Consider the following 12,242-nt stretch of genomic DNA (forward strand, 5'->3'; position numbering starts at 1 on the left):
ACAAAACAAATTTACAGCTTTGGAGAACATCATGAATTTACTCAATATCGTTTCTAATAACGACCATCTATCGAATGGCGCAAACTTACTAGGTCGAGTTGGTTTATCTGCCATTTTTATTTTGGCAGGGATGAATAAAATCCAATACTTTGAGGGCAACGCTCAGTATCTCGCCTCTGGTGGTTTACCTGAGTTTTTACTACCGTTAGTGATTGCGTTTGAGCTGATTGGTGGATTATTCATCTTAGCGGGTGCATTAACCCAGTTAACCGCATTGGCTTTTGCTGGATTCTGTGTAATGAGTGCATTGGTGTTTCACAATAACCTTGCGGATCAAATGCAGTTTTTTATGTTCTTTAAAAGCATTGCCATGGCAGGCGGCTTTTTAGCCTTAGCCTCTACTGGCGCAGGTCGCTTTAGCATCGACCACAAGTTGGCTAAATCAGCATAAAGGGCGGTGGCCCAAATTTGGGCCAAACTTTGAACTGCTATGTCAGCAGTTGCAGATACATATTTAAGCATAGGTTAGGAGCAAAAAAATGGGTTTATTGGTTAACGGACATTGGCAAGACAAGTGGTACGATACTAAATCAAGTAATGGTGAATTTAAACGAGAGGCTGCGCAATTACGAAATTGGCTTACCCCTGACGGCGAAGCTGGCCCAAGTGGAGAAGCAGGTTTTAAGGCAGAAAAAGGCCGTTATCACTTGTTTGTATCACTCGCTTGTCCTTGGGCGCACCGCACATTGATATTTAGAAAGCTTAAAGGGTTAGAGGACTATATTGATGTATCTGTGGTGAGCCCTGACATGTTAGAACAGGGTTGGACGTTTGATAAAGCAACTGGTAGCACAGGCGATGCATTATTTGACAGCAACTTTATGCATCAGATCTATACCAAAAATAAAGCAGATTACAGTGGTAGAGTAACGGTGCCGGTATTGTGGGACAAACAAGCTCAGCGGATCGTGAGTAATGAGTCATCTGAGATCATCCGCATGTTTAACACTGCATTTGATACGCTGACAGGCAATACATTAGATTTTTATCCAAGTGCTTTACAGACTCAAATCGATGACATCAATGATTTTGTTTATGACTCGATAAATAACGGGGTATATCGCACAGGGTTTGCCACCAGCCAAGATGCTTATAATCAAGCGTATGACAAACTATTTGATGCGCTAGATAAAGTAGAAAATATTCTAAGCGAAAATAGATACTTAGTTGGTGATACATTAACAGAAGCCGACTGGCGTTTATTTACCACCTTGATAAGATTTGATGCTGTGTATGTTGGCCACTTTAAGTGTAATAAGCGCACAATTGAAAGCTACCCAAATTTATCTAATTACGTCAGAGAATTATATCAATACCCAGGTGTAGCTGAGACAGTTGATTTTTATCACATTAAACGTCATTACTACTTCAGCCATACAATGATCAATCCAACGCAAGTTGTGCCCAATGGACCTGTTATAGATTACGCCCGCCCACATAATCGTGGCTGATAATTAAGTTAAGTACAACAAGAGCCAGAGATGGCTCTTTTTATTTTTATAAAGCAACTTTCCGATATGTTTAGAGTGCATACTTTGGGTATGTGATGCGTAAAATTATAAGGTGCGTTGAGCGTTTTAATAATGAAGTATAGTGTCTCCAACAAGTGACTATTTGGCGGTTAATCTCTCGCAAATTTTAATGTGCTTTTTGAAATAGTGATGTTTGATATTTAAATTTTCTCGTTTCAACATGAAATAATTAATAAATTGTATTTGTTTTTTAACATTGGAGGTGTAAATATAAAATTTCAAAAAAGGAGGTTTTATGAAATATTCAGTTGGTTTTATGATTTTGCTGTCATCGGCAACAAGTGTGGCTTCAAATATTCATGTTTATGATAGTGGGTATCAGTCGAGCTATTTTTGTTTAACAAATCAGTTATACAATGGGGTGCCCAAGTATTGTGGTGCGACAGGCACTTATACTCATAAACATATCCCAGTTGCGGTTGAAAAAAACAATAATCACTTTGAAGTGTTTTCTAATAACGAAAATGGCAACTTAGTCACTTATGTAGTGAAAAACTACAATCAAAAAGTAAAAGTCCATACAGAGAGCAATTGGAATGATCCACATACCAATGCGGTGGTCGATATTGATAAAAACGGTTATATTTACGTGCAACTGTCTTCGCGTGGGCTTGGGCACAAATATCGAAGCGGGCACCTTTACAAATCAACAACCCCTTATGGCACTCAGTTTCAAAAGCTTAAAGGCTTGCCCAATCACGGTGACTTTAATCAGTCATACCCACAGTTACACTTAGACAATGCTTTAAACCGTCTTGCGGTATTCACCCGGTATGAATATGCAGGGAAAAAGTCTGTACGGACACTGTGGTTTGATAATAATGGTCATGAATTTAAATTAGCCGAAGGTGGTCATTATGCGGTCAGTGATACTAATGATGATGGGGCAATTTATATAGCGTATAACTATCACCCCAATTACAACCTAGATCGCCGCTCAAACATTCATGTGATTAAGTCTTATACTTTCAACCCAAACACTTGGTACAACATTAAAGGCGAAAGGCTCACCTTGCCACTTGCTGAAAACGACTCCCGGACTTTGGTTTACGACTCAGAAGCCAAAGGGACATATATTTATGTGAAAGACATTGTTGCTGAAGAAGCAGGGACGGGGGGCGGTGTGCATGTTTTATTTACCGAAAGTACGTCTTTTGATCCGACTAAAGGGTCACGTTACGTGAAAGATTTAGATATTCAATCTGTAAATAAAGTAGCAGTAAATACCATCACTGCGACCAATCATAATTACTCTGGCGCAACATACTTAACCAACCGTTTTGGTTGGACGGTACACAGCATTTTAGTTAACGGTAATAACCACCAACCATACTTCGGTGGTGATATACAGCTATATCAACGTGTGAATGGTCATTGGCAATACAAAAATACTTATGCCGATGGCGGCAATTATACTTACATCAGAAAAGTAAGGGGTTCAGGTCACAAAGCGGTTGCTTCAAAAGGCGTAGGGGAAATTGATAACGGAAATACGCAAATACGTATTGAAGTCAAATAGCTCAGATGCGAGTTAAGACGATATAATTAACAATACGTATTAAGTGCGGTTTTAAGGCACCTTATAAGTGCCTTTTTTATATCCAGCATCAAAGCTTTTTTCGTCATTTCACAGTATATGGTGTAACTATTTAAATGTACGAGGCTTGTTTAAGCTTTGCAGACAAGAGCGATTTCTCTTTCTGTGAATAAATCAATTAAAGGGTAGAAACCATTATTACTTCCCCAAAGAGCCGCTTCAGCGGTGATCAATCCTAAATTCTGAGCATATAAATTGTGTTCTCTTACTTGAGCAACTGTAAGTCTAGGGCCCATGCTACACCTTTTACCTATATTTAACATTGCTCTCTCTATATATTCGTCTAACGTGATAATAGAGCTTACTTCGCTGTTGGCGGCCACCGAAAATGTGTTTGTTGACAGTATAGTAAGTAGTAATAGTGATGCTAACTTCATATTTTATTCCTTTAGACTTTATGGTCTACCAACAGAGCAGATTAATGTTACACGATTTTCAAAGGGATTAATGACTGGATAGTAGCCAGTTGCTTTACCCCAATTTGCAGCTCGTGTGGTTATGAGCCCATTTTGTAATGCATAATCAATGTACATTCGCCAGTTAAGTGGGCCGTGAATGTTGCCCATGCATCGTCCAGGTGCTTGGCTATCTGCGTAGGCTTTTTGTTGATAGGTGCTTAAGTCCATGGCTGCAAAAGACTCAAATGAGAATAAAGAAAGAGCACTTACAATTGTAAATACTTTAATATTCATAATAATGTCCTTTTTATAATTAAATTTAAGATTTGGTTTATAAAGAAAGCGATATATGTAATGTCGTGTAACTTATAGATTAGGTGTTTTAGGGGGTCCATTTACATACCAGAGTTACCTTGTAACTGAAAGGATCGATAATTGGATAGTATGTATTGGCTTTTGCCCAATTTGCGGCTCGCTCAGTTATGATGTTCCGATTGAGTGCGTAATTAATTCGAATTAAAACATCGTGATAAGTTAACGGAATACCGCCTATACATCCTCGATGAGGAAGCCCTTGGTGATACTCTGCATATCTCTTGTACTGTCCCAAATCCATCGCAGCATCGGAATTAAACGAAATCAGTGAAAGAGTAGATATTAGACTTGCAACTGCAATTATTTTAAAGCTCATAATAACTTCCTTATAAAATGTAGTGATTATCTTAGTGTGTATTTGATGAATGTTAAGGTAGCTTGCCTTTGCAGATAGCAGCGACTTGGTTCGAAAACATGTCAACAATAGGGTAATAGCCATATGCTTTACCCCAATAGGAAGCCCGCTCAGTGATTAAACCTTGGTTAAGCGCCCAGTCAATACGGAGTTTGACATTGTCATATGAAATGGGGCTATAAACACAGCGTCCTGGTATTTTGGCATCTTGTAATGCTCTGAATTCGTACTGTTGCATATTTAAGGCGGCAAAGGAGTCAAAAGAGGTTAAAGTTAAAAAACCAGTAAAAGCGACTGTTAATATACGCATTATTATTTCCTTATTGCTTGTTGAGTTGAGATGAAATAGTTAGCTACGACCAGCGGAGCAAACCGCTGCAATTTCGCCTGTAAATATATCTATCACTGGGTAGAAACCAAATGTATTTCCCCATTCTGCTGCCCTTGCTGTAATGAGTCTGTTTTGATATGCCCAGTAATTGCGAGCGGTATAATTGTAGATAGGCGTCTGATATATACAGCGACCTTGCATTTGGGCATCTATGTTTGCACGATGCTGAAAAGTCCAAATATCCATGGTAGCATTTGCATTAAATGAGTAAGCAGAACTTACCAAAGCCGTAATAAACAATAGTATTTTCATATATAGCTTTTATATAGGTGCTCTAGTGGCACCTATCCCCCTTTACAAATAGCGGTTATTTGATGTGAAAACATATCTATAACAGGGTAATACGCGTAGGCTTTTCCCCAGTACGATGCTCTTTCTGTTATCAGCCCTTGGTTATAAGCCCAATTTATACGAACTTTCACGTCTGAATATGACACCGGAACAGATGTACAACGGTTTCTTATTTGGCTGTCTAATCGCGCACGCTCTTCATAGGCCTCTATGGTGAACACATCATTTGCTTGGTAAGAAAATGATGTGAGTGTGCTAACTAATGCGATTGCACTGAACGACATACTGATTTCCTTTATGTGTGAGTTTATTGATGATGTCTAATTGTGAACACATGTATTGCATACAACCTTGTCTGTTTTATTGGCAAAAAATCGTCATAAAAGGTAAGTAGCAGGTTTGCAACGCCGCCACTTTTGATTTGCCAATTTAAATGCGGGTTTTATATGTAACGTGCTAATCGAGAGAGGTAAAGTTTTGAGAACTGACTCGGCATGAAAGCATGACTTCCCAGCTTGATGTCTCAAAAAAATATCCTAGATATGGGAAGTATCCCTGTGATTTTGCCCAATCCGCGACAGGGGGCGTAATTTTATCCATGTCAATGAGCTCATTAAGATACTCAGAAAAGCTCATTGGGTACCGAGGATGGTAGCAGGTAAAGTAATCAGAGCTTGTCGGGTCAAATTGCTCGCTCATTTGAATGAACTGATTTAAAGTGACAGCAGAATATGCACTGGAAGATATCAGTAAAAAAACACTTGATAAAATGAATGACTTCACCTTAGTGTCAATTCGGTTTTTTAGAGATCTGCCTTTAAATTTCATGTCGATTCCTTGATTAAAAAATATGGCTGATAACGAATTTATTTTGTAACGCCTTTTAAAAAAGTAAGACTTATGGCTTTTTCTCATGTATTTGAGCTGGTCCAAGCGCTTTTACTCTGATAAAGGGGGCTAGTCTATTTTTATGTACTTATATTTTACGGTTTATGTTTTAACATTGTTTAAATTTGTGATCAATAAGTAATCAAATGTAAATTTCAAGTTTTTAAAATAACCTTTTAAATTAGCGGTTTATAATTTAATTAATTTTTCTTTGGAAAAGCAGGCGAGGTTACGGGTTTTGTGGGGATTATAGGTTTATTACCACTAGACTATAGTTTGCTTTTATTTATTAATGCGGTCGGTTTTATTGTTTATTATACACGATTATTGTTTTTATGTTTATAAATAAAGGGTATGGTGAGAATATAACCTCACCATACATGTTTATTACGAATTAACTACATCGCTTGCAATAGCATCGCTACTCCAATACCTGCACCTGTACCAATAATTACGCCCATTAGCGCCATTAAAATTGCAACCGGAACCAGTGTTTGGCTATAGGCCGCAGCGAGAACAGGCGAGGATGCTACGCCTCCAATGTTGGCTAGGGATGCAATTCCGCAGGTGAATAGATCAAGTTTGAATATTTTCGCTATCACGGTGAGGATAACACCATGGATGAGTAGAATAACGAATCCAGCTAAAATGTATGCAGGCGCCTGAGTAAGCTCTGCAAAATCAGCATTTGCTGCGATAAGGCCAACCAAAGTATAAAGCAGCACATTGGACAGCTGAGGTGAACCAGGTAACTTACCTAACGGCGTCATTGCGCAAATAACGCCAACAATAGTCACTATCATAATGCTCCACGTCGTACTTGTCAGTACAGCATTGTGAGGTAAAAGACCAGAAATGTAGATGGCCAGCGCAGATAAGCCAAAAGCACTGCCTAGCAGTAACATCATGTCTGGGAATGTCGTTTCTTTTCTGATTTTGTCATTGGACAAAGTGAGCTTTTTTTGCAACTCGTCCAGTGTGCTGGTATCAGCTTTTGTCCATGCATTAAACTTGTGAGCAAAAGGGACTAACGTCAGTAAGAACATAATCCACATCGCATAATCAATAGAGTCTATGAGTAGTGTATACCCCATACCCGCATCATTTAGACCAAGCGATTGTTGCACGGCGACCATATTCTGTGTACCACCAATCCAACTACCAGCTAACGCACCAAAAGTCAGTGCGGCATTATCATTTAAGTAATTTTGGAACAGGGCGAATGAGACGATAAAGCCCAGCACAATACTTAAAGTAGCAGCAAAAAAAGTGCCTAGTAATTTAGGGCCTAGTTTAACAATATCTCGTAAGTCAGCCCTGAGTAACATCAAAAATATCATGGCTGGTAAGATGGCGGTTTTAACTTCGCCTCGTGCTTGTTTAACAGAGTCTGTCATTTCCCAGACACCTAATGTTGACATAACCATAGCGGAAAAATAGATAATAATGACAGCGGGGACATACTTAAAAAAAGGTCCATTTTTATACTTGTCTTCGCTCCATATTATGATGCTGGAGACAAACATTAAGAATGCGATAAATGCAAAACCGTCTTGGATCATACCTTCCTCTTTTTCTAATTATTATAAATTGCCCGCTATGCTAGCGGAATTTACCAAAAAAAACGACGCTAAATTTTAAATTTGGTTACAATTATGTATTTTTAAAGTTATCAAAAGTAACTGATAAATATGCGATTTTAAATATGTTGGCGGTGAGTCGGGTCACTGCCGGGCATGAGTCGAGGTATTTTTAGACCGTCATATCATAGTTTCAATCATTCTTCTTACATTAAATGCTTTAGAAAACAAGATAATATTAAAGGAGATTCGATTGAGTAGGAGCTTATCTCAGCACAGTTAGTTCATATTTTGGGGTTAAATATACGAACTATCCATCGCGGTGCCAACGTGAGTTTAGAATTAAAAAAGTGCTTTGCAAGTGCCCTTGATGTCAGCATAAATATTTAGAACTTGAACCTATTTTATGTCAGGAGAACATGGCAGGGGATAAGTTTGATATATTAATTTGGTTGTTAAAAATAATAAAATAATACTATTTTATTTTTAATTGGAAGGAGTATTATCGTTGCTCGTGAACTGGGCTAGTAAAATATATGTTGTTCTAAATCAATGTTTTGATTTGTATCTATTGAGCTTAACTAATGTTTTGTTTAAGAATAATAAATATGTAGTCTTTATCTTATTTATCATAAGTAAATAATTTTTTGTTCATGAGTCACTAATAAACTGTATCATTTAAAGGAGATGATGATGCTTAAAAATACCCTATGGCTTTCTTTATTTGCGTGCACAAGCGCGATGGCTGTTAACGAGTACTCTGAAGTGTCTGCAAGCGATGCTTGGAGCGCTGTAAATCACACAAACGGTAATCTAGTATTTACAAGTGTACCTTCAGACAAAGAAGCTGACGCTGGTATTATCGCCTTACAGCAATCTGCTGGCGGTGTAGAAATTAAATTCCAAGAATGGCCTCATCTTGACGGTGCACACGCTACTGAAGATTTAGCAATTCTATCACTTCCTGCTGGCCGTCAAACTCTGGCTGATGGCACAATCATTGAGGTGGGTACCTTTAAATTAGGAAATGGTGAAAATAAAATTAACTTCTCTTCGAAGTTTAACCATACACCGCATATTTTCTTAACAGGTCAATCAAATGACAATGCAAAAGCGTATGTAACACGTGTACATGGAGTGACGCAGCACGGTTTTGTGGCTTTAAAGCAAGGTGAAGAAGCTGCTTCAAACTTACCTGCGCAAGAAACGGTTGCATACCTAGCTATTTATGCGCCAAATAATACTGGCACAATCGGCGGTAACGACTTCGCCCTTGATCAAATAAAGCTTGACCATTCAGCAGCAACTGAAGCGACTCATGGATTGTACTTACAAGAAGAGCAGTCGAAAGATAGTGAGCTTACTCACATTGTAGAGCATGTAAATGTGTTGACGTTTGGCAAACATGTTTTTGCACAAGATGTGACTGCGTTTGGTCGTGATACAGTCGCACCTAGATTGGCAAATGATTTTGCACAAGGACCTACAGGCAGCTCATGTTTAAATATTCAGATGAAAGACCCTGCGGGACTGGTACCAAGTGGTTACTATACAATAACTCCACCTAATTCAGCGCCATTCAAAGTATATTGTAATATGGAAAAAGAGTATGGCGGCTGGACTTTATTTGCGAAGCATAACACATCATTAAAATCAGTCGATGCTGTTGATGTGGTTAGACATGACGGTTTTGGTGTAATGACTGATGCAAACTGGCAAGCTGTAAGAGACAACATGACGTACGCCATCATGTTTGTTGATAGTGCAGGTAAGGTTGGTATTGTAACAAAAGATGCACTTTTCAATGCGTCTTGTATTTCTCTTAACCAAACAGACTCACTGGCTAATAATCCTGCGCCGTATGGTCGTTTCTGGCATACAGAAACATCAGGCTGTGGTGGTTCTGGTACTGACTACAGTGAAGCTATCCTTAATATCGGTTGGTCTCATGTTTATAACTTCACAGGCGCATTCAACAAGTGGGAGTTTAGTGGTAGTTATACAGCGGACATCGTAGAATACTACATCATGTAAAAATCAACGTAAGCATACTCATTTTTGAGTATGCTCGTGACAAGCCAAGTAAAGCTGACCGCTTACTTGGCTTTTTAATTTTTGGCAAATATTTTGATGCCGCACATGTGTTTAAAATTGCTCAAAAAATGACACTTGAGTTGGGTGTTTTAGTGCTTTGGGCCTGATCGATTGCACTTGCGTGATGATGTCTGAATGTGTGTATCCTAGACGTTTCATTAACAAGCCAATCACCAGTCCTGTTCTGCCAGAGCCCCCTTTGCAATGTACCGCCACTGTGCCTTTACTCTCAAGAATAGAAAAAACTTCTTCGATGTGGTTATTAAATGCATTAACAAAATCTTGATTAGGTTCATCATCGTCAGGAAGGGGGAATTGAAACCACTTTACATTTTGCTCTTTGCACACTTGCGCTAAGCTCTGTGCATTATTTTTAAGAAGCTCACTGTCATACATCAGTGTAATAATTGCATCTGTACCAGCACTTTTAAGTTGAGCAACAGACTCAGTGATGGCAACATCTTTTGTACCAGGGCAAGGGGTGAAAATAAAGGTGGCACCATTATCTAGTGACAGCTTATCAAAAGGGTGAGTTTGCATAATTGCCTCTTAGTGTGTTTGTGGGTCAAACCAATGTTTGGTTTTATTAACGATAGCGACCAAAGACAACATCACAGGCACTTCTACTAAAACACCAACTACGGTGGCAAGCGCAGCACCTGAGTGCAATCCAAATAATGATATTGCAACAGCCACTGCGAGCTCAAAAAAGTTTGATGTGCCAATAAGACAAGCGGGAGCCGCGATGTTGTGTTTAAGTTTCAGTTTGAGTGCAGCGAAGTAAGCGATGAAAAATATGCCATAAGTTTGCAAGATCAAAGGAATTGCGATTAAAACAATATTCATCGGCTTAGAGATGATGGTATTGGCTTGAAAACCAAACAGAAGCACAACGGTTGCCAACAGACCTACTACAGAAAAAGGTTTTAATCTTGCCAGCAATGCTTCTATAGCCCCCTCATTTTTTCCTGAAGCATTGAGTTTTTTGCGAGTGTATATACCTGCCATTAAAGGCAGTAAAACGTATAACACGACAGAAATAAACAGTGTATCCCACGGAACATGAATATCTGATACACCAAGCAGCAACCCAGCTATTGGTGCAAATGCAAAGATCATGATCACATCGTTCACAGACACCTGCACTAACGTATAGTTTGCATCGCCCTTAGTGAGCTGAGACCAAACAAAAACCATGGCGGTACATGGGGCAACACCCAGCAGGATCATGCCTGCGATATATTCTTGCGCTGTTTCTGGGCTGACAAAATCTGCGAAGAGCCCTTCAAAAAATAACCAGCCTAAAGCAGCCATGGTAAATGGTTTGACTAACCAATTTATGATGATAGTCAGGACGAGGCCCTGCGGGTTTTTACCGACTTCTTTGATGGTTGAGAAGTCTATTTGCACCATCATTGGATAAATCATTATCCAGATAAAAATCGCGACCACGAGATTGACATTGGCATAAGTCATGGTGGCAATGAATTCAAACAAAGGCGGATATACCACACCAAGCCCAACACCGATGGCAATGCTGGCAGCAACCCAAACTGATAAATAACGCTCAAAAATACCCATAAAATAGTGCCTTATTTACACAAGTTTGCAAAACGAGTAGGGCGATCACCCATGGTATTGAGCCTATTTAACTCTTGCTCGATAAAGCTAGGTTCATTGATGACTGTAGAGGTGATAATGTGCTTCATCCATTCAGGCAATGTCGGGTTAAGCGAGTAAAAAACCCATTGATGGTACTTTCTATCAGATAAGATCCCAATTTTACGCAGCTGTGCGAGGTGACGAGAAACTTTTGGCTGGCTCGACTCATCCAGTGCTGTCATTAGCTCACACACGCAAGCCTCTTTTTCTACCGCAATAATCAGCAAGGTTTTTAGACGTGTTTCATCAGCCAATGATTTGTAAAAGGCTGTTGGCTGGATTGTTGCAGGCTGTTGTGTCGTACTTTCAATCAACAGGGACTGAATTTTTTCGTTGATTTCCTGCAGTGTTTTTTCAAAAGGGTTATCACATTGGCGAGATTTAGGCTCGGCAATGTCCCAGGCAAGACAGTTTACGCCATTGACTCGGCCTTCGCATTCCATAGTTGCACTAGCACATAGGGTTATCACATAGTCAAAGTGCATCGTGGCGAATTCATCTATATGTTGTGATACTAACCCTTGGCTATTTAAGCCAAAATGCTCAATGGCTTTGATAGTACGAGGATCTGCGCCGCTCGGGCTAGTGCCAGCACTGTACACATCGTACTGGCCTTTACCGTGATGCTTAAGAAGCACTTCAGCCATAAGAGAACGTGCTGAGTTCTCTGTGCATAAAAATAAAACTTTCATATAAGTGCACTCAAAGTTAGTACATAACAAATTTGTTATATACTAACTTTGTTATGTAATAGTCGCAAGGATTTGTTGAGTTGCTTTTAAGTTCATAGTGGTTTTCGTTATGAGTTACTGTGCTTAGGTAGGCGTTCTTGATGGTACTCTTTGTGGTTGTTTTTTGACCTTAATTAAACAGTATTTATTATGCTGAGAATAGTCCGTCTTATGTGGGTTATTTAACCAAAACAGGGTTATTGAGCTTAGCAGTAACGAAAGACGTGGAATATATAAAACAGCGTTAGCTATAAATATATTAATGGTGCAAATAATAACTCGAGCTAG

The 12,242-nt window shown here is 39.1% G+C and carries 15 protein-coding genes; 4 read left to right on the top strand and 11 right to left on the bottom strand.

Going from position 1 to position 12,242, the window contains the following annotated elements:
• Nucleotides 1-31 precede the first annotated feature (31 nt).
• The 3 genes from AC2CZC_RS14205 to AC2CZC_RS14215 all read left to right on the top strand — a co-directional run bounded on the left by AC2CZC_RS14205 (nucleotide 32) and on the right by AC2CZC_RS14215 (nucleotide 3,111).
• Nucleotides 32-451 carry a DoxX family protein gene (locus tag AC2CZC_RS14205; protein WP_484582278.1) on the top strand — a complete coding sequence of 140 codons (420 nt, stop codon included), beginning with the start codon at nucleotides 32-34 and terminating at the stop codon, nucleotides 449-451.
• An 88-nt stretch (nucleotides 452-539) separates the two neighbouring features.
• Complete coding sequence (locus AC2CZC_RS14210; protein WP_484582279.1) at nucleotides 540-1,511, top strand: glutathione S-transferase family protein; 972 nt, start codon at nucleotides 540-542, stop codon at nucleotides 1,509-1,511.
• Nucleotides 1,512-1,827: 316 nt separating this feature from the next.
• A complete protein-coding gene (locus AC2CZC_RS14215) occupies nucleotides 1,828-3,111 on the top strand; it encodes a hypothetical protein (protein ID WP_484582280.1) in 1,284 nt (427 codons plus the stop codon).
• A 149-nt stretch (nucleotides 3,112-3,260) separates the two neighbouring features.
• Here AC2CZC_RS14215 and AC2CZC_RS14220 read toward each other — a convergent pair whose 3' ends face one another.
• From AC2CZC_RS14220 to AC2CZC_RS14255, 8 genes are all read right to left on the bottom strand, one after another.
• Nucleotides 3,261-3,566, bottom strand: a complete 306-nt coding sequence (locus tag AC2CZC_RS14220; RefSeq protein WP_484582281.1) for a hypothetical protein — start codon at nucleotides 3,564-3,566, stop codon at nucleotides 3,261-3,263.
• Nucleotides 3,567-3,584: 18 nt separating this feature from the next.
• Nucleotides 3,585-3,881, bottom strand: coding sequence for a hypothetical protein (locus AC2CZC_RS14225; protein ID WP_063362384.1), 297 nt, complete (start codon nucleotides 3,879-3,881; stop codon nucleotides 3,585-3,587).
• Between the two features lie 88 nt (nucleotides 3,882-3,969).
• Nucleotides 3,970-4,278, bottom strand: coding sequence for a hypothetical protein (locus tag AC2CZC_RS14230; protein WP_484582282.1), 309 nt, complete (start codon nucleotides 4,276-4,278; stop codon nucleotides 3,970-3,972).
• Between the two features lie 52 nt (nucleotides 4,279-4,330).
• A complete protein-coding gene (locus tag AC2CZC_RS14235; RefSeq protein ID WP_484582283.1) occupies nucleotides 4,331-4,627 on the bottom strand; it encodes a hypothetical protein in 297 nt (98 codons plus the stop codon).
• A gap of 39 nt (nucleotides 4,628-4,666) precedes the next feature.
• Nucleotides 4,667-4,960, bottom strand: coding sequence for a hypothetical protein (locus AC2CZC_RS14240; protein WP_484582284.1), 294 nt, complete (start codon nucleotides 4,958-4,960; stop codon nucleotides 4,667-4,669).
• 32 nt (nucleotides 4,961-4,992) lie between these two features.
• Nucleotides 4,993-5,283, bottom strand: a complete 291-nt coding sequence (locus AC2CZC_RS14245) for a hypothetical protein (RefSeq protein ID WP_484582285.1) — start codon at nucleotides 5,281-5,283, stop codon at nucleotides 4,993-4,995.
• A 172-nt stretch (nucleotides 5,284-5,455) separates the two neighbouring features.
• Nucleotides 5,456-5,827 carry a hypothetical protein gene (locus AC2CZC_RS14250; protein WP_484582286.1) on the bottom strand — a complete coding sequence of 124 codons (372 nt, stop codon included), beginning with the start codon at nucleotides 5,825-5,827 and terminating at the stop codon, nucleotides 5,456-5,458.
• A 458-nt stretch (nucleotides 5,828-6,285) separates the two neighbouring features.
• Entirely contained in the window at nucleotides 6,286-7,449 is a 1,164-nt protein-coding gene (locus AC2CZC_RS14255; protein ID WP_484582287.1) for a DUF819 family protein, read from the bottom strand.
• 711 nt (nucleotides 7,450-8,160) lie between these two features.
• Here AC2CZC_RS14255 and AC2CZC_RS14260 point away from each other — a divergent pair.
• Nucleotides 8,161-9,501 carry a fibrinogen-like YCDxxxxGGGW domain-containing protein gene (locus tag AC2CZC_RS14260; protein ID WP_484582288.1) on the top strand — a complete coding sequence of 447 codons (1,341 nt, stop codon included), beginning with the start codon at nucleotides 8,161-8,163 and terminating at the stop codon, nucleotides 9,499-9,501.
• Nucleotides 9,502-9,612: 111 nt separating this feature from the next.
• On the opposite strand, the gene AC2CZC_RS14265 is transcribed toward AC2CZC_RS14260, so the two are convergent.
• Genes AC2CZC_RS14265 through AC2CZC_RS14275 form a run of 3 tightly spaced genes read right to left on the bottom strand, consistent with a single transcriptional unit; the run spans nucleotide 9,613 to nucleotide 11,915 of the window.
• Complete coding sequence (locus tag AC2CZC_RS14265) at nucleotides 9,613-10,101, bottom strand: phosphatase domain-containing putative toxin (RefSeq protein ID WP_484582289.1); 489 nt, start codon at nucleotides 10,099-10,101, stop codon at nucleotides 9,613-9,615.
• 9 nt (nucleotides 10,102-10,110) lie between these two features.
• Nucleotides 10,111-11,142 (bottom strand): ACR3 family arsenite efflux transporter, encoded by a 1,032-nt coding sequence (gene arsB, locus AC2CZC_RS14270; protein WP_063362375.1) that lies wholly within the window; start codon nucleotides 11,140-11,142, stop codon nucleotides 10,111-10,113.
• Between the two features lie 11 nt (nucleotides 11,143-11,153).
• On the bottom strand, nucleotides 11,154-11,915 hold the full coding sequence (locus AC2CZC_RS14275) for a metalloregulator ArsR/SmtB family transcription factor (RefSeq protein ID WP_484582290.1): 762 nt from the start codon (nucleotides 11,913-11,915) through the stop codon (nucleotides 11,154-11,156).
• Nucleotides 11,916-12,242 lie beyond the last annotated feature (327 nt).

The organism is Pseudoalteromonas sp. MMG033, from assembly GCF_057197785.1.

Coding starts and splice junctions, on each gene's coding strand:
- AC2CZC_RS14205 (WP_484582278.1), top strand. CDS start 32: ATGAATTTACTCAATATCGTTTCTAATAACGACCATCTATCGAATGGC.
- AC2CZC_RS14210 (WP_484582279.1), top strand. CDS start 540: ATGGGTTTATTGGTTAACGGACATTGGCAAGACAAGTGGTACGATACT.
- AC2CZC_RS14215 (WP_484582280.1), top strand. CDS start 1,828: ATGAAATATTCAGTTGGTTTTATGATTTTGCTGTCATCGGCAACAAGT.
- AC2CZC_RS14220 (WP_484582281.1), bottom strand. CDS start 3,566: ATGAAGTTAGCATCACTATTACTACTTACTATACTGTCAACAAACACA.
- AC2CZC_RS14225 (WP_063362384.1), bottom strand. CDS start 3,881: ATGAATATTAAAGTATTTACAATTGTAAGTGCTCTTTCTTTATTCTCA.
- AC2CZC_RS14230 (WP_484582282.1), bottom strand. CDS start 4,278: ATGAGCTTTAAAATAATTGCAGTTGCAAGTCTAATATCTACTCTTTCA.
- AC2CZC_RS14235 (WP_484582283.1), bottom strand. CDS start 4,627: ATGCGTATATTAACAGTCGCTTTTACTGGTTTTTTAACTTTAACCTCT.
- AC2CZC_RS14240 (WP_484582284.1), bottom strand. CDS start 4,960: ATGAAAATACTATTGTTTATTACGGCTTTGGTAAGTTCTGCTTACTCA.
- AC2CZC_RS14245 (WP_484582285.1), bottom strand. CDS start 5,283: ATGTCGTTCAGTGCAATCGCATTAGTTAGCACACTCACATCATTTTCT.
- AC2CZC_RS14250 (WP_484582286.1), bottom strand. CDS start 5,827: ATGAAATTTAAAGGCAGATCTCTAAAAAACCGAATTGACACTAAGGTG.
- AC2CZC_RS14255 (WP_484582287.1), bottom strand. CDS start 7,449: ATGATCCAAGACGGTTTTGCATTTATCGCATTCTTAATGTTTGTCTCC.
- AC2CZC_RS14260 (WP_484582288.1), top strand. CDS start 8,161: ATGCTTAAAAATACCCTATGGCTTTCTTTATTTGCGTGCACAAGCGCG.
- AC2CZC_RS14265 (WP_484582289.1), bottom strand. CDS start 10,101: ATGCAAACTCACCCTTTTGATAAGCTGTCACTAGATAATGGTGCCACC.
- arsB (WP_063362375.1), bottom strand. CDS start 11,142: ATGGGTATTTTTGAGCGTTATTTATCAGTTTGGGTTGCTGCCAGCATT.
- AC2CZC_RS14275 (WP_484582290.1), bottom strand. CDS start 11,915: ATGAAAGTTTTATTTTTATGCACAGAGAACTCAGCACGTTCTCTTATG.